The sequence below is a fragment of the Achromobacter sp. NCFB-sbj8-Ac1-l genome, assembly GCF_052695805.1.
In genome coordinates, this window is record NZ_CP199812.1 from 5,652,722 (window position 1) to 5,668,736 (window position 16,015).

A 16,015-nucleotide genomic window follows, 5' to 3' on the forward strand; every position below is an offset into this window, starting at 1 on the left:
GACAGGCGCCGCCGCTAGCGCTTTCTGGCGGCGTCCAATTCCCGCCGCAACGAGGCGGCATCCGCGCGCAAAGGCAACACCAGCTTGCCCGCGCGATCGATGGCGCCCCACTCGCCGCCGACCACCACCTGGTGCTCCCCGCTGGCGTCGGGTTCGAAACGGCAACGCGCGCAGACCGCGGCGATGCCGTCGGCAAAGGGTTCCACCCAGGTGTAGGGTGTCGCCAACGCGACGTCAAGGCGCTTGTCGATGTAGATCATGGCGCCATCGGCCCGCCGGCCACGAGCCAGCCCGTCGACGAAATCGTCGGGGCCATTGTCGAAGGGGATCACCTGCGCCGATGCACCATCGGCGCGCACCCACGACCAGCCGCCGCCAACCGCCACCGAGCTCAGGCCGTCGGCATCGTATTCCAGCTGCCCAAGCACGGCCGGATTGAACGACAGCTGGCTGCCGTCACGACGCGCGCAATGCGCCGTGGTTTCCATCATGCCGCCCGTGCCCCGGGCCGCGGCCAGGCAGCTCAGGTCGAAATCGGAAGCGGTCACCGGCGCGTGTGCCAGCAACGAAAAAAGCAGGGTCGTGAGCATGCGCGAAATCCTAGCACGCGCCCCCGCAGGGTTCACATGACGATCGTCAGTTCGCCGTCGCGCCCGAATCCTTCACCGCCTGCGCCCAGGCCACGATTTCTTCCCGGATGAAGACGCCGAACGCAGCCGTGTTCACGTTGGATGCCTGCGCGCCCTCTTCCATCAGCCGCTGGCGCACGGCGGGCGCGGCCAAAGCCCCGCTCAACGCCGCATTCAGCTTCTGCACCACCGCGTCCGGCGTGCCGGCCGGCGCCACCACGCCATGCCACGACAGGGCCTGGAAGCCGGGCAAGCCGGATTCGGCCATGGTGGGAATGTCGGGCAGCGCGGGCGAACGCTGCGGCGAGGTCACCGCCAAGGCGCGCAACGTACCCGCCTTGATATGCGGCAACGCGCCAGGAATGGTGGTGAACAGGAAATCGATCTGCCCGCCGATCAGGTCGGTGATGGCGGGGCTGCCGCCCTTGTAGGGCACATGGGTGAACTGCAGGCCGGCCGCACGCTTGAACATCTCGCCGGCCAGGTGGCCCGGGGTGCCGGCGCCGGCCGAGCCCATGTTGCTGCGGTCGCCCTGCGCCTTGATATGAACGATCAGCGCCTGCACGTCGGTAGCCTTCACATTGGGGCCGACCACCAGCACGTTGGGTACGGTGGCCAGCAGCGTGACGGGCGTGAAGTCCTTGGCCGCGTCGTACGAGATGCGCGAGTACAGCGACGGGTTGATGCCGTGCGTGCTGGCGGTGGCCAGCAGCAGCATGTAGCCGTCCGGCGCGGCCGAGGCCACCTGCTTGGCCGCGATGGTGCCGTTGGCGCCGCCCTTGTTGTCGATCACGATGGTCTGGCCCAGCGTCTTGGCCGCTTCGGCGGCCACCGTGCGCGCCAGGATGTCGGACGTGCCGCCCGCCGAATGCGGCACCACCAGCGTGATGGGCTTGGCGGGAAAGGTCTGCGCGTGCACGGTCGGCAGGGCCGACCACAGACAGGCGGCAAGCGCCGCGCGGGCGATGCGGGAAGGGAACATGCGAGTCTCCTGATAGGTATGGATTGCGGCGCCATCCAGGGCGCCGTCATGCGAGCGGGTACAACGGATCAGTCAGATCCCAACTGCAGCTTGTTGGGCTGGCGTTTTTCGATCGACCACTTGAGCAGCGCAGCCGACCGGTAGATGCCGTGCGCGAACTTGCCGTAGGGCAGCGTCAGGAACAGCGCCATCACCACGCCCAGGTGCACCGCCAGCAACAGCGCCATGGCGCCCGTGTCGCGTCCGGCCAGCAGCGCCAGGCCCGTGGCGCTGGTCAGGAACAGCAGCGCGATGAAGCCGCGGTCCATCGGCTTTTGCGCGGCGTCGCCATGCTGCGGATGGCGTTTCAGGTTCAGCCACAGCAGCCCCGCCGGCCCGACCAGCAGGCCGATGCCGCCCACCGTGCCCAGCAGCACCGGCGCGCTCCAGAACGGATACGGCGCCTGCTGGCCCAGCAGGTAGTGGTACAGCGTGGCCACGACCGTGGCGGCAAAGCACAGCATGAAGCCGTAGAACGTGAAGTGGTGAAAGCGGCGACGCCACAGGGTGAAGGCGTCGTCGGCGTTGTTGCAGCCCTTGCCGTGGCCGCCGTCCAGATAGCGCAGCCGCAGCGCGTCGTGCGCGGCTTCGGCCACCGCGGCACCGCTGGCCGCGCCCGGGCTGACGTCGCGCCAGAACTTCGCCACCCCCACGCCCAGGGCCAGCATGGCAAAGCCGAACACGACGCCGAACATCAGCGCCAGCGTGTTATGCGGAAACACCGCATAGAAATTGCCGGCCATCGGCGCATGCCACAGGCCGCCGGTCAGCAGCACCGCCAGCGTCAGGAACAGCGCCAGGCCCGCCGCGGTGGCCAGCGACAGCGTCAATCCGTTGCGGCGATACAGCTGGCCCAGCGCGGGCGGCCAGGCGTAGTCGGTGTACGTCTGCATGCGCACCTTGGCCATGGCCTGCGGCACGTTCACCGCGAACTCGTGCGGCGGCGCGTACTGGCAGGCGTGCAGACAGGCGCCGCAGTTGTGGCACAGGTTGGCCAGGTAGTTCAGGTCGGCCTTGCCGAATTCCAGGCGCCGGGTCATGGCCGGAAATACCGCGCAGAACCCTTCGCAATAGCGGCAGGCGTTGCAGATCTGCATGACGCGGGCCACCTCGGCCTCGTCGCCGCTGAGCGCGCCGGGCTCGGCGGTCACCGGTGCTGAAGCCGGCCCGGCGCCGCGGCCATGCCACGTGACCACCTGCTCGGTCATCGCCGGCTGGGGTGGGGTGAACGACTGGGCCTCCTGGGCCAGGGCTTCAAGCTGCCGCATGGCGGGCTCCTTCAGGGTGGGCGCGGCGCGCGGCGGCCGCGGCGCGGGTGCCGGCGATGCGGCCGAACGCCGTGCCGATGGACATGCCCACCCCCGCCGTATAGCCCTTGCCCAGCACATTGCCGGCCATCATCTCGCCGGCCACGAACAGGTTGTCGCTGGGCACGTCGTCAAAGCGCACCGCGGCGGTCTCGTCGACCTTCAGGCCCAGGTAGGTGAACGTAATGCCGGGACGCAGCGCATAGCCGTAGAACGGCGCGGTGTCGATCGGTCGGGCCCAGTGGGTCTTGGCGGGCGTCACGCCTTCGGTATGGCAGTCGTCCAGCGCGGTGTGGTCGAACTTGCCGACCCGGCAGGCCTGGTTGTAATCGCGCACGGTACGCTCGAACGCCACCGGGTCCAGGCCCAGCTGCGTGGCCAGCTCGGGCAGCGTGTCGGCCTTGACGCCGGGAAACACCGGCGGCATGAAGCGGCCGATGGCCTTGGCGTCGATGATGGAATAGGCAATCTGCCCCGGCTGCATCGCGGTCAGGCGGCCCCAGATGGCGTAGCGCTTGGGCCAGAAATCCTCGCCTTCGTCATAGAAGCGCTGCGCGTCGCGGTTGACCACCACGCCCAGCGACACGCAGTCGATGCGGGTACAGATGCCGCCGTCGTACAGCGGCGCGCGGGCGTCGATCGCCACGCAGTGCGACTGCGACGGATCGCCGATGCGGTCCGCGCCCGCGTCCAGCATGAACTTGAGCAGCACGCCCTGGTTGAAACGCGTGCCGCGGATCAGGAAGTTGTCGGCCGGCCATTCGCCGCGTTCGTTCTGGCCCCAGGCCTCGCGCAGCCATTCGCGGTTGGACTCGAAGCCACCGGCCGCCAGCACGCAGGCGCGCGCCTCGATGCGTTCGGCGCCGATGCGAGCGGCGATGAAGCGGCCGTCTTGCAGTTCCAGCGCGTCCACCGGCGCGTCGTAGCGTATCTGCACGCCCAGCGCTTCGGCGCTGCGGTAATAGGCATTCACCAGCGCCTTGCCGCCGCCCATGAAGAACGCATTGGTGCGCGCCACGTGCAGCGCGCCCGACAGCGGCGGCTGGAAGTTCACGCCGTGGCGCCGCATCCAGTCGCGACAGGTGGACGACTCGCGGATCACCAGCCGCGCCAGGTGTTCATTGGTCTGGCCGCCGGTGACCTTGAGCAGGTCCTGCCAGTATTCCTCTTCGGGATACGCGTCCACCAGCACGTCCTGCGGCGCATCGTGCATGCAGCGCAAGTTGCGCGTGTGCTGCGAATTGCCGCCGCGCCATTCGCGCGGCGCGGCTTCAAGCAGCAACACGCTGGCGCCGGCTTCGCGCGCCATCAGGGCCGCGCACAGCGCCGCATTGCCCCCTCCCACCACCAGAACGTCGACCATGACAGCATTCCTGAATCAAGGAATGCACTGTAGGTCTACGCCCTGCGCCGCGATATCAGCGCTGCGTCAACGGGTCTTCACGATTCGTGAAGGGTCGTCACCGCCCAGGTGCCCGCGCGCGCCAGGCTGCGCGACACGTCCGCCAGCACCAGCCGCGCGGCCAGCGCCGCGGGCGACAGCTCATCTTCGGACAGGCTGGCCAGCAGATTGGGCCGGAACAGGTCCGCATCGTCGATGCGCGCCATCGCCAACTGGCCGGGCGCGATGCGAGCGGTGGCCGAGCTGGGCTGGATGGTGGCGGCGTAGCCCAGCTGCACCACGTCCATCAGCAGCGCCAGGCCGTCGACCTCGGCCACCACCCGTGGCGTCAATTCGGACTTCTGGAAGGCATGGTTGACCAGGGCGCGCAGCCCGTGGCGGCCGCTGGGCAGCACCAGCGGCAGGTCGGCAAGGTCTTCCAGGCGGGTCGTGGCGCCAGCCGGCAAACCCGCCATGCCGCGCCGCGCACACAAGTACAGCGGTTCGTCCAGCAGCGGCATGACGCTCCAGCGGCGCGCGGCCTCGGCATGGAACACGATGGCCAGGTCCAGCAGCCGGCCGTTGAGCATGTCGGCCAGGTGGCCCGACAGCGCCTCGACCAGGTGCAGCCGGATGTCGGGATAGCGTTCGTTCATGGCCTGCACGAACGGCGCCCCCAGGATCGATGCGGTGGTGGACGACAGCCCCACGCTGACGTGCCCGGCCAGCCGGGCTTGCTGCGCGGCGCGCACGGCGTCATCGGCATGGCGCAGCGCCAGCTGGGCCTGGCGAAAGAACGCCAGCCCCGCGTCGGTGGGCACCACGCCGCTGGCGCTGCGCTGCAACAGCCGCGTGGCCAGTTCGCCTTCCAGGCGGCTGATCTGCTGGCTGAGCGCGGACGTCACCATATCCAGCGACGCGGCCGCGCGGCCGATGCTGCCGGCTTCGACGACGCGGACGAAATAACGCAGCTGGCGCAGTTCCATGATGGGCCGGATGATCGCAAGTGAAGATCCGCCGATTGTAGGGCGGTCTGGCCAGCACACGGCCGCCGGCAACGCGTCCGCCACGAGGTCCCGCGCCGCGGCGGCGGCTCGGGGCGGTCCTCGGCAACGATCACCTCAATACCGCGCGTCCTTGGGTTTCTTGCCGTTCGGCCAGTCCTTTTCCTTGCCCGGGAAGTCCGGGCGCGGCATGTGGGTGAAGTATTCCGCCACGTCCACCGCGTCCTGGTCCGACAGTACGCCGCCTTCGCCCCAGGTGCCGTGGGTGTTCACCCCCATCGGCATGCTGTTGCGGATGAAGGCCGCGGCCTTGTAGGTGCGCGCCAGGCCCGCGCCGATGTTGAACGACTCGTCGCCCCACAGCGGCGGAAACACGATGTCGCCTGCGCGGTCCTTCTTGCCTTCGCCGTTGGCGCCGTGGCAGGCGGCGCACTGCGCCGCGTACAGGCTTTTCCCGCGCACAGGGTCGCCGATCAGCCTGGTGTCGATCGGCCAGGCGTTTTCGATCTGCACCTTGGCGCCATGCGGCACGTCCTGCGCCAGCCACTTCATGTAGGCCACCATGGCCTGCATTTCCGGCGACGTCTTGTCCAGCGGCTTGCCGTTCATCGACCGCATGAAACAGCCGTTGATGCGGTCTTCCAGCGTCACCACGCGGTTGGCGCGCGGGTTGAATTGCGGAAACGAATTGACCGTGTTGATGTACGGCGCGCCCAGCGGCTTCTTGCCCTGCTGCACGTGGCAGCTGTTGCAATTCATGCTGGCGCCGGTGTTCTGCGGCAGCAGGCGGCGGGTTTCGTTGAGCAGGCGCTTGCCGTAGTTGATCTGGTCGGCGTTGGGTTCCTTGGCAATCAGCGTGTCGGACGGAATGGTGTAGTCCGCCAGCCGCTTGCCGTCCTTGTCCAGCACGGCGAAGGTCTTGCCGTTGGGGTCCGCAGCCGGCGCATCCTGCGCCGCCATCGCGGCCATGCCGCCCCCGACCGTGGCCGCCAGCACCAGCGCCGCGGCAATCTTGAGCCTGTTATTCATGTTTGCCTCCCGACACGATGTTCGGTTTCTTGCCCGCCAGGAAGTCGCGGATGTGCGCCACGTCGCCATCGGCGATGGCCGGCGCCTGGTTGGTCCAGGCCGTGCGGATGAAATTGATGACGTCGGTGATGTCGCGGTCGCTCAGGTGGTTGAACCCGGGCATGGCGAAGGCCATGGCATCATGGTCGTTGGCGGGCATCTTGCCGCCTTCCAGGGTGATCTGGATGATGGACTGCGGGTTCTGCGCGAAGATGGCCGAATTGCCCGCCAGCGCCGGGAAAATGCGCGGCATGCCCTGGCCGTCGGCGCGATGGCAGACCACGCACTGTTCCATGTAGATCACCGCGCCGCGACTGTCGTAGCGACCGGCCATCAACGCCGCCGTGGTGGCATCGGCCTTGGCGGCAAACACCGGCAACTTGCCCTGCACCGGCGGCAATTGCTTCAGGTAGGCCGCGATGCTGGCCAGGTCGTTGTCGCTGAAATAACGCGTACTGTGCTCGACCACGTCGGCCATCGCGCCAAAGGCCGCCACCTTGTCGGTGCGGCCGGTCTTCAGGAACAGCGCGATGTCGGCCGCCGTCCACGATTGCAGGCCCTGGGCTTCGCCGCGCAGGCTCTTGGCCCGCCAACCGTCGATCACCGCGCCCGACAGGAAGGCATCGCCATCCGCCATGGACAGCGTCTTTTCCTGGTAGGCCAGGCCACGCGGCGTATGGCAGGCGCCGCAATGCCCCGGCCCTTCCACCAGATAGGCGCCACGCGTCAGCATGTCGTCGGCGCCGGCCGGCGCCGCGAACTGCCGCTTGCCGGCAAACAGCGCCTGCCACCAGGCCATGGGCCAGCGCATGTTCAGCGGCCACGGAATGGTGGAATCGGCGCTGGGCTTGCCATCGGGCTTCACGTCGGCCATGAAGTAGGCGTACAGCGCCTGCACGTCGGCGTCCGGCATGATGGCGTACGACGGATACGGCATGGCCGGATAGAGCGGCGTGCCGTCCTTGCGGATGCCGTACTGCACCGCGTTCTTGAAATCGGCGTAGGTGTAGGCGCCGATGCCGGCGGCCTTGTCGGGCGTGATGTTGGACGAGTAGATCGTGCCCACCGGCGTCTGCATCGCCAGGCCGCCCGCAAAGGGCTTGTCGCCGGGCACGCTGTGACAGGCCACGCAGTCGGCCGTGCGCGCGATATAGGCGCCGGCCTCGACCAGGCGCCGATCCTGCGGATCGATCGTCGCCGTGGTGTCTGTCTTGCGATGGGCGGTAAGCACCTGGGCGCCGCCAATGGCCCCGCCTGCCAATACCAGCAGCGCCACCACCGCCTTGATCCCGAACTTCTTCATCTGACCCTCCGTTACGCGCCGGCAAGCGCGCACGTCGGGTGTTCGTACAGCGTTGTCCAGCTTATGAGGCCAGCTTACGCCTTCTGGTAATAAGCATATGACTGAAAAGCATGAAAGTATCGGGCTTGTTTGACCGGACGCAAAGGGCGTTCAGACAACGGCGCCGCGGCAAAGAACGAAGGCCCCCGAAGGGGCCCCGTAGCCTGGCGTCTGTTACCTCCGCTTTTGGCGGAACCGCTATCGCGGCAGTCAACGCATTTGCCCGAGGGCTCACCAGCTATTGCGTTAAACGGATCTTTGCCGACATCCAGGCACGGCGCAATGCTCAAGCCGGAATAGTCAGACCCTTTACCACTGCCGGACGCGCCACGAATGCTTCCAGCACGCGGGCGACGTTCTTGAATTGCGAGAATTCGACCAGGTCGCCGGCGCCGTAGAAGCCGATCAGGTTGCGCACCCACGGCAGGATCGCGATGTCGGCGATGGTGTATTGGTCGCCCATGACCCAGGCGCGGCCTTCCAGGCGCTTGTCCAGCACGCCCAGCAGGCGCTTGGATTCGGCCACATAACGGTCGCGCGGGCGCTTGTCTTCGTAGTCCTTGCCGGCGAACTTATGGAAAAAGCCCAGCTGGCCGAACATCGGGCCGATGCCGCCCATCTGGAACATCACCCATTGCAGCGTTTCATAGCGGCCGGCGGTGTCGGCGGGGATGAACTGGCCCGTCTTGCTGGCCAGGTAGACCAGGATGGCGCCGGACTCGAACAGCGCCAGCGGCTTGCCGTCGGGGCCGTTGGGGTCCAGGATCGCCGGGATCTTGTTGTTCGGGCTGAGCGACAGGAATTCCGGCGAAAACTGGTCCTGGGAATCGAAGCTGACCCGGTGCGGCTCATAGGGCAGGCCCAGCTCTTCCAGCAGGATCGACACCTTCACGCCGTTAGGCGTGGGCAGCGAATAGAGCTGGATGCGGTCGGGGTGCCGGGCGGGCCATTTTTGGGTGATGGCGAACGAGTCTAGGGAAGACATGCGTAGGAACTCCTGGAGATCCGGGGGTGGCGATTGGAAACGCGGTGGCGGCGCGGGCGGCGGGCAATCCGGCGCCTGCGGGCGTCGCGCAAATTTAACGCAAATCACCCGCTTGGCAAGCGTTCGGCGGCCGGCCCGTGGGCGGCCGCCGCGCAACAGACTGTTCCACGCCTACAGGCCAGGCGCCCAGGCGGATCGGGCGTCCCGGTTCTGCCGCAGGAATGCCGTGGCCGCGATGATGTCGGCGTCGTTGCGGCGGTCTTCGGCCAGGTGCGGCACCTGCCTGCGGAAGTCCCGCCACAGGATGGCCGTGCCCTGCCCCAGGGCGGCTGCCGGCCCTTGCGGATAGCGCAGGTCCACGGCCTGGGCCGCATGCATCAGTTCCACCGCCAGCAACCGGGTCAAGGCGGCGATCTGCCCGGTCACGCGCAGCCCGGTCAACGGCGCGTTGGTGCCCACGTCTTCGATGTTGCCGGCCTGCGCCTGCACGTCGGTCACGACCGGGCCGGACAGGGCCCGCACGTCGGCCGCCAGCGCCGACACGGTCTTCTGGATCGGGCCGTAGCCGATGGCGCCGTTGCCCGGGCTGAGAAAGCGCGGCAGCCGCGTGAAGGCCGGGTCGGTCAGGCGCAAGGTGCGCTGCGCCGACAGTTGCGCCACCTGCGACAGGGCCACCGCCGTGCCCTGCAGCGGCAGCACCCAGGCGCTGGGGTCAAAGCCGGCGCTGGGCAGCACCGCCCCCCGCACCGGGCCGTCGGTCACGAAATACTGGGTTTCGTAGGCGGATGCACCGGGGCTGGGCGTGGCGTCCAGCACCACGGTCGGGTTGTCATCGGAACTGTTGATCTGCACCTGCAACTGGCTGTCCAGCAGCGCCAGCATGTCGCGGGCGGCCCCGTGCGCCTGGCTGACGGTGCGGAAGCTGAGCGGATCCTGCAGCGGCCGCTGCGCATCGGTTTTCCACAACGCGCTGCCTTGCAGCAGCCCCAGCATGCGCTCGGCGGTGGCGCGCTGGCCGGCATAGGGCCGCTGCGACTGCGCCGGGGCCAGCAGCGGCGCCAGATTGCCATCCAGCCCTTCCAGCGACAGCGCCGCCACCGCATCGGCCTGGGCCAGCAGCGCCCGCGCATCGTGCGCAGCCAGCACCGCCACCGCGGCGCCGTAGGCGTTGGAACTGACCATGGACAGCGCATCCTTGCCGAACGGCCGCACCGGCGCCAGCCCGGCCTCGTGCAGCGCCTGCGCGGCGCCCAGGCGCCGCCCGCCACGCCAGGCCTCGCCCTCGCCCATCATGACCAGGCCGATCTGCGGCAGGATGGTGATGTCGGCCTGGCCGACCGAGCCTTCGCCCAGCATCACCGGCGTCACGTCGCGGTTCAGGAAGGCGGCGTATTGGTCCAGCACCGCGGGCTGCATGCCGGCCCCGCCGAACAGCGCGGTGTTCAGGCGGATCAGCATGGCCGCGCGGGTCACATCGCGCGGCGCCTCGTTGCCGTAGGCCGCGCTGTGCGAATGCAGCAGGTTGCGGTTGAACTGCTCGGACAGGCGCCGCACCTCGGGCGAAATGTCGCCGCCCTGGAAGATGGTCTGGTCCTTGTTCAGGCCCACGCCCCGGTTCAGGCCGTACACCGGCTTGTCCAGGCGGGCGTAGGCCAGCAACAGATCGTAGGCGCGGGCCGCGCGTTGGGCGGCTTGCGGGGCGATGGTGACGGCGCAGTCCTGCCGCGCCACCGCCACGACCTGGGCGGCGGTCAGCGAGCGGCCGTCGAGGGTGACGGCGCAATCGGCTACGGGCCGGGGCGCAGCGGTCGATGCCGCGGCACTGGCAGTTTCGGGCGCGGCCTGGCCGGCCGGTGCGGCCGGCGCGGCAACGCCCGCCAGTGGCGACAGGACCAGCGCCGCGGCCAGCGCGGCCAGCCATCCCGGCGCCGACCTCTGCGGCGACTTCACGGGGCCGTCAGACATGGCGGCTCGGCGGCAGCAGGGTCAACGCCACCAGCGCCACCACGCAGGCGCCCATCACATACAGGGCCGGCGCGAACGACACCCCGGTGGTGTAGGTGATCCAGGTCAGGATGGCCGGCGCAAAACCGCCCAGCACCGTCACCGCGGTGTTGTACGACAGGGACATGCCGGACGAGCGCACCGCCGTCGGGAAGACTTCGGACAGGGCGGCCGGCGCCGTGCCCACGTACATCGCCACCAGCAGGCAGAACAGCGACTGCACCACGATCAGTGCGAACTGCGTGTGGTTGGCCTGCAGCCACATCATCAGCGGATACACCGTCACCAGCAGCAGCAAGGCCGACCCGCGCAGCACCGTGCGGCGGCCGTAGCGGTCGGACAGCGTGCCCGAAAAGAAGCAGCCGCCGATCAGGAACAGGTTGCCCACCAGCGCCCCCAGAAACGCCTGCGAGCTGGTGAAGCCCATGCTTTTCTGCACGTAGATCGGCATGAAGATGATCAGCGCGTACGGGCCGATCGCCCACAGCACCGACATGCACAGGCCCGTGAACAGTTCACGCGGGTAGTCGCGCAGCACCGCCAGCAGCGGCGCCTTGACATGATTTTTCGTGGCCGCCTGACGGGCCTGCTCTTCGCGAAAATGGGGCGTTTCGTCCAGCGTGCGGCGCATCCACAGCCCCACCGGGGCAATCGACAGGCCCACGATGAACGGAATGCGCCAGCCCCACTCGCCCACCTGGTCTTCGGTCAGGAAGGTGGTCACCAGCGTGGCGACCAGCGCGCCCAGCAGGTTGGAAATGCCCATGCTGGCCTGCAGCCACGAGGCATACTGGCCGCGCTTGCCTTCCGGTGCATGCTCGACCAGGAATGCGGTGGCGCCGCCCACTTCGCCGCCGGCCGAAAAGCCCTGCAGCATGCGGCCGCACACGATCAAGAGCGGCGCCCCCACGCCGATGGCCGCGTACGGCGGCGCAATGGCGATCAGCAGGGTGCCCAGCGCCATCAGCATGATGGTCATGGTCAGCGCGGCTTTGCGCCCGGCCCGGTCGCCGTACGAGCCCAGCACCAGCGCGCCCAGCGGCCGCACCACGAAGCCCAGCCCGAAGGCCAGGAACGAGGCCATCAGCTGCACCGTCGGGTCTGCGTTCTGAAAGAAGTTCTGCCCGATATACACCGCAAACAGCGCGTAGACCGAGAAGTCATACCATTCCAGCGCATTGCCGATGGATGCGGCGATGACGGCCTTCTTGGCGCCCTTGTGTTCGTCGGCGCCAGCATGGGGGGGATTGCCCCCCAATACCCCGGCGCCCGGGTTGATTGCGATGTTCTTCATTGACGTTCCCGTTGAATCGCCCCGTATCCGGGGCTGTTATGTCCTGCCGTTCAAGCCCGCACCGACGTATCGATGCGGCCTATGCCTTTTTTGCTGACCTCGTCCAGCGCCTCTTCGTAGCCGGCGTCGGCATAGCGCAGCACGCCGCTGGCGGTGTCGTTGGTGAGCGACAGCGACAATCGCTGCGCCGCCGCGTCGGTGCCGTCCGCCACCACCGTGACACCCGCGCTGGTCATGTAGCCGCTGTAACCGCCGCCCCCGGAATGAATCGCCACCAGGTCGGCGCTGGACGCGCAATTGATCATGGCGTTCAGCAAGGGCCAATCGGCGATGGCGTCCGAGCCGTCGCGCATGTTCTCGGTCATGATGTTGGGGTGCGCCATGGCGCCGGCATCCAGATGGTCGCGGGTGAAGGCCACCGGCGCGGCCAGCACGCCGTCCCGCACCATGCGGTTCACTTCCAGCGCCAGCTCGGTGCGTTCGCCGTGGCCCAGCCAGGCGATGCGCGCCGGCAAGCCTTCGAACGGCACTTCCTGGCGCGCCAGGCGAATCCAGTTGGATACGATCAGGTTGTCCGGAAAGCGCTGCAAAAGAAAGTCGTCGATCTTGCGGATGTCGCCCGGGTCGTTGGACAGCGCGATCCAGCGGAACGGGCCGATGGCGCGCGCGAACAGCGGCCGCAGGAAGGCCTCGGTGAACACCGGAATCTCGAACGCGCGGTCCACGCCGCCCTGCTTGGCATGGGTACGGATCAGGTTGCCGTTGTCGAACACCACGGCGCCACGGTCCTTGAAGCCCAGCATCGCGGTGACGTGGCGCACGATGGACTGGCGGCTGGCGTGCATCAGCCCGGCCATGTCGTCCTGGCGCATGCGCACTACCTGGTCCAGCGTGTAGCCCGACGGCACGTAGCCGTACACCAGGTCATGCGCGGACGTCTGGTCGGTGACGATGTCCGGCACGATGCCGCGCGCCAGGATTTCCGGATAGACGTCGGCCGCGTTGCCCAGCAGCCCTACCGAGATCGGGCGGCGCGCCGCCTGGGCCTCGCGGATCAGGGCCAGCGCCTCGTCCAGCGACTCGGCGCGGCGTTCCAGGAAGCCCGCCTTCAAGCGCTTTTCGATGCGTTCCGGATTGATCTCGACGGTCAGGATGGCGGCGTTGGCCATGCGGCCGGCCAGGGGCTGGGCGCCGCCCATGCCGCCCATGCCGGCGGTCAGGATGAAGCGGCCGCGCAGGTCGTTGCCGAAGTGGCGCTCGGCGATGCGGCAGAAGATTTCGTAGGTGCCCTGGATGACGCCCTGCGAGCCGATGTATTGCCAGTCGCCGGCAGTCAACCCGCCCCAGCAGATGAGGTTGTCGTCCTGCAGCTGGTAGAAGTTTTCGGCGTGGGCCCACTGCCCCACCATATTGCAGTTGGCCATGATGACGATGGGCGCCTGCGGATGCGTGCGCAGCACCCCGATGGGTTTGCCCGACTGCACGATCAGGGTCTGGTCTTCTTCCAGTTCAAGCAGCGCGCGCACGATGGCGTCGTGCGACGGCCAGTCGCGCGCCGCACGGCCCAGCGCGGCGTAGACCACCAGATTGTCCGGGTCTTCGCCCACCGCCAGCACGTTTTCCAGGAGGCGCAGCAGGGCCTCCTGGCGCCAGCCCTTGCAACGCAGCGCCGTGCCGCCGGGAACGTTGAATTCGCGTTTCATCGTGCGGCCCCTCAGCGTGCCAGCGCGTAGCCGGTGAAATCCATGCCCAGCGCCTTTTCGACGATGGGATACACCGACGCATCGGTCACGCTGGAAGACAGCGGAATGTGCTGCTTGGACACGTGCAGGATCGACACCTGCAGGCCTTCCCTCAGCTTGCCCGCGCTGACCGGGTTGCCGTCGGCGTCCAGCGTGGTGATGACGTCGGGGTAGCAGGCGATGCGTTCGCCTTGTGCGTCGGTCACGGCCATGTGCTCGTTCATCACGTGGATGACGCGCTTGCCCGCGCCTTCGCCGATTTCGACCGTGCCGATATCGAAGGCTTCTTCGGTGTACTTGAGCGTGTTGCGCACCACCTTGCCCGAGCCGATGATCTCGCCCTGCGTGGCCTTGCAGAGGGCGTCGATCACGGCGCTGCCGCCCTTGGGCTGCGCCGCCAGGATGGCTTCGCCCAGCGCCAGCGCGCGGCTGATGCCGCCCAGCGCCGCATGACGCCGCACGTACGACGCGCGGATCGGGTTGCGGCAGCTGGCGATGAAGCCGCCGGCCATGTCGGCCGCCTTGCGCAGCACCGGCGACACCTTGCCCGTGGCGCCGTGCACGGTCAGTTCCATATAGGCATTGTTGGCGCGGTTGCCGCCCACTGCGCACTGGATCATGGGTTCGGGGCTGCCGGCCAGGCCCAGGGACCCCATATCGCCCGTGGGATGGGCGCGGATGTCGCCCACCGCGTCCACCACCTTGGTACCCAGCACCGCCGACGGCAGCCAGCCGTTGAGCGTGCTCGACATGCCGTTCTGGCCGATGATCAGCCCGTACAGGCGTTCGCCCAGGGCATCTTGCAGGCGTTCGGCCGCCTTGACGTAGTCGATGCCCAGCATCTGCCAATCGGTCAGGCCGCCCGGCGCGCCGATGGCGGCGGCCGTGGCAATCCAGGCGTCGTCGGGTACTTCGTCCATCGAGACCAGCTCGGGCCGGCCGATGGTCACCGCCAGCGACCCCAGTTCACGGCCATGATCGGCCCAGCCGCCCCCGCCACAGGCAAACACCGAACCGCCCCTGACCGCGGCTTCGACGTCTTTCATCGTCAAGATTCTTCCCATTTCGCCCTTCCTTTCCCGATAGCGGTTCAGCCGGTCCAGCGACGCCATGGCGCTGGAGATTTCGGGGAATCATAGGAAGCAATCTTGTTAATGTCGTATTACCTTTTATGCCTTGTCTATAACGCTGTGTTAATTGTTGGCCGCACTCAGAGAGCGGCGCGACGTGGCGCCGCGCCCCACCTAGGGATATCCCCAGGCGATATATCAGTCGGATTCCGGGGCGGCGGGCAGGTCCAGCTTGTGCAGCACGTCGATGAACGCCTGCGCCAAGCGCGACAGCGGCTGCAACTGCAGGTGAAAGACATTGACCGGCGCGTGCACCGTATCCACGATCGGCACCGTCACCACATCGGACCAGATCGGCCCCGCCACCGTGATCTCGTCCACCAGCGCCACCCCGGCGCCGGCCTGCACCAGGGCGCAGGCCACGTGCGCCTGCTGCACCTCGATGCGCGGTTCGGGCTGGGCATCTTCGGCGCCGAACAGCTTGTGCACCAGCATGCCGAACGGAATGTCGGCGCTGTAGCCGATCAGCGGTTCGCGCGCCAGTTCAGCCGCCGTGACCTGGCGGCGCGCGGCCAGCGGATGGCCCGCCGGCAGCACCGCCACGATCTTGTTTTCATAGAGCGGCCGGGTGGCCAGGCTGGGGTGGTTCACCGGCATGTACGCCACCCCCAGCTCGACCTGCTGGGTCAGCAGCGACTGCTCCATCACTGCGGGAATCAGCGTCTGCAACACGATGCGGATCTCGGGAAACTGGCGGCGGAACCGGGCGATGGCACGTGGCAGCAGCGACTGCCCCAGGCTGGGGCTGCAAGACAGCCGCAACTGGCCTTCGCGGTTCTCGGCCAGGTTATCGGCCACCTCGTTCACGCGCTGCACGTTCTGATAGAGCGCGGTCACTTCCACGAACAGCCGACGCGCTTCCGGCGTGGGGTACAGCCGGCCCTTGATGCGTTCGAACAGCATCAGCCCCAGGCGCTGCTCGGTGTAGGCGATGAGCCGGCTGACGGCGGGCTGCGACACGAACAACAGCTTCGAGGCGCCGCTGATCGAGCCGCTGATCATGATGGCGCGGAACACCTCGATCTGTCGCAGATTCAATTTCATATGCTTAACCTGATGTTAATTCCTACGTACATATAAGCATAAGACGTTTTGACCTGCGCTTACT

At 67.8% G+C, this 16,015-nt stretch carries 13 protein-coding genes; all 13 read right to left on the reverse strand.

Annotation, left to right across the window (positions count from 1 at the left end; translation table 11 throughout):
• Positions 1-14: 14 nt before the first annotated feature.
• The 13 genes from ACUDP5_RS25935 to ACUDP5_RS25995 all read right to left on the reverse strand — a co-directional run bounded on the left by ACUDP5_RS25935 (position 15) and on the right by ACUDP5_RS25995 (position 15,951).
• Positions 15-590, reverse strand: a complete 576-nt coding sequence (locus tag ACUDP5_RS25935) for a hypothetical protein (protein ID WP_445657563.1) — start codon at positions 588-590, stop codon at positions 15-17.
• A gap of 46 nt (positions 591-636) precedes the next feature.
• A complete protein-coding gene (locus tag ACUDP5_RS25940) occupies positions 637-1,611 on the reverse strand; it encodes a Bug family tripartite tricarboxylate transporter substrate binding protein (protein ID WP_445657564.1) in 975 nt (324 codons plus the stop codon).
• A gap of 68 nt (positions 1,612-1,679) precedes the next feature.
• Entirely contained in the window at positions 1,680-2,918 is a 1,239-nt protein-coding gene (tcuB, locus tag ACUDP5_RS25945; protein WP_263909484.1) for a tricarballylate utilization 4Fe-4S protein TcuB, read from the reverse strand.
• A complete protein-coding gene (tcuA, locus tag ACUDP5_RS25950) occupies positions 2,905-4,320 on the reverse strand; it encodes an FAD-dependent tricarballylate dehydrogenase TcuA (RefSeq protein WP_263909482.1) in 1,416 nt (471 codons plus the stop codon). Before tcuA ends, tcuB begins: the two co-directional genes overlap by 14 nt.
• 77 nt (positions 4,321-4,397) lie before the next feature.
• Entirely contained in the window at positions 4,398-5,324 is a 927-nt protein-coding gene (locus ACUDP5_RS25955; protein ID WP_445657565.1) for a LysR family transcriptional regulator, read from the reverse strand.
• A gap of 135 nt (positions 5,325-5,459) precedes the next feature.
• The gene (locus ACUDP5_RS25960) at positions 5,460-6,371 is read right to left on the reverse strand and encodes a c-type cytochrome (RefSeq protein WP_445657566.1); all 912 of its coding nucleotides are present in this window, start codon (positions 6,369-6,371) and stop codon (positions 5,460-5,462) included.
• On the reverse strand, positions 6,364-7,713 hold the full coding sequence (locus ACUDP5_RS25965) for a cytochrome c (protein ID WP_445657567.1): 1,350 nt from the start codon (positions 7,711-7,713) through the stop codon (positions 6,364-6,366). Before ACUDP5_RS25965 ends, ACUDP5_RS25960 begins: the two co-directional genes overlap by 8 nt.
• A gap of 325 nt (positions 7,714-8,038) precedes the next feature.
• Entirely contained in the window at positions 8,039-8,737 is a 699-nt protein-coding gene (locus tag ACUDP5_RS25970; RefSeq protein WP_263909476.1) for a glutathione S-transferase N-terminal domain-containing protein, read from the reverse strand.
• Between the two features lie 171 nt (positions 8,738-8,908).
• The gene (locus ACUDP5_RS25975) at positions 8,909-10,702 is read right to left on the reverse strand and encodes an HAL/PAL/TAL family ammonia-lyase (RefSeq protein ID WP_445657568.1); all 1,794 of its coding nucleotides are present in this window, start codon (positions 10,700-10,702) and stop codon (positions 8,909-8,911) included.
• Positions 10,695-12,035 (reverse strand): MFS transporter, encoded by a 1,341-nt coding sequence (locus ACUDP5_RS25980; protein ID WP_263909472.1) that lies wholly within the window; start codon positions 12,033-12,035, stop codon positions 10,695-10,697. The genes ACUDP5_RS25975 and ACUDP5_RS25980 overlap by 8 nt, the downstream gene beginning before the upstream one ends.
• Positions 12,036-12,085: 50 nt before the next feature.
• Positions 12,086-13,738 (reverse strand): urocanate hydratase, encoded by a 1,653-nt coding sequence (locus ACUDP5_RS25985; protein WP_445657569.1) that lies wholly within the window; start codon positions 13,736-13,738, stop codon positions 12,086-12,088.
• An 11-nt stretch (positions 13,739-13,749) separates the two neighbouring features.
• Entirely contained in the window at positions 13,750-14,841 is a 1,092-nt protein-coding gene (locus ACUDP5_RS25990) for a DUF917 domain-containing protein (protein WP_263909468.1), read from the reverse strand.
• Between the two features lie 204 nt (positions 14,842-15,045).
• The gene (locus ACUDP5_RS25995) at positions 15,046-15,951 is read right to left on the reverse strand and encodes a LysR family transcriptional regulator (RefSeq protein ID WP_263909466.1); all 906 of its coding nucleotides are present in this window, start codon (positions 15,949-15,951) and stop codon (positions 15,046-15,048) included.
• Between the last annotated feature and the right edge of the window lie 64 nt (positions 15,952-16,015).

Excerpts from the sequence above, each read along its gene's own strand:
- ACUDP5_RS25975 (WP_445657568.1), bottom strand. The coding sequence starts at position 10,702 with ATGTCTGACGGCCCCGTGAAGTCGCCGCAGAGGTCGGCGCCGGGATGG.
- ACUDP5_RS25955 (WP_445657565.1), bottom strand. The coding sequence starts at position 5,324 with ATGGAACTGCGCCAGCTGCGTTATTTCGTCCGCGTCGTCGAAGCCGGC.
- ACUDP5_RS25985 (WP_445657569.1), bottom strand. The coding sequence starts at position 13,738 with ATGAAACGCGAATTCAACGTTCCCGGCGGCACGGCGCTGCGTTGCAAG.
- ACUDP5_RS25965 (WP_445657567.1), bottom strand. The coding sequence starts at position 7,713 with ATGAAGAAGTTCGGGATCAAGGCGGTGGTGGCGCTGCTGGTATTGGCA.
- ACUDP5_RS25960 (WP_445657566.1), bottom strand. The coding sequence starts at position 6,371 with ATGAATAACAGGCTCAAGATTGCCGCGGCGCTGGTGCTGGCGGCCACG.
- ACUDP5_RS25970 (WP_263909476.1), bottom strand. The coding sequence starts at position 8,737 with ATGTCTTCCCTAGACTCGTTCGCCATCACCCAAAAATGGCCCGCCCGG.
- ACUDP5_RS25980 (WP_263909472.1), bottom strand. The coding sequence starts at position 12,035 with ATGAAGAACATCGCAATCAACCCGGGCGCCGGGGTATTGGGGGGCAAT.
- tcuB (WP_263909484.1), bottom strand. The coding sequence starts at position 2,918 with ATGCGGCAGCTTGAAGCCCTGGCCCAGGAGGCCCAGTCGTTCACCCCA.
- tcuA (WP_263909482.1), bottom strand. The coding sequence starts at position 4,320 with ATGGTCGACGTTCTGGTGGTGGGAGGGGGCAATGCGGCGCTGTGCGCG.
- ACUDP5_RS25935 (WP_445657563.1), bottom strand. The coding sequence starts at position 590 with ATGCTCACGACCCTGCTTTTTTCGTTGCTGGCACACGCGCCGGTGACC.
- ACUDP5_RS25990 (WP_263909468.1), bottom strand. The coding sequence starts at position 14,841 with ATGGGAAGAATCTTGACGATGAAAGACGTCGAAGCCGCGGTCAGGGGC.
- ACUDP5_RS25995 (WP_263909466.1), bottom strand. The coding sequence starts at position 15,951 with ATGAAATTGAATCTGCGACAGATCGAGGTGTTCCGCGCCATCATGATC.
- ACUDP5_RS25940 (WP_445657564.1), bottom strand. The coding sequence starts at position 1,611 with ATGTTCCCTTCCCGCATCGCCCGCGCGGCGCTTGCCGCCTGTCTGTGG.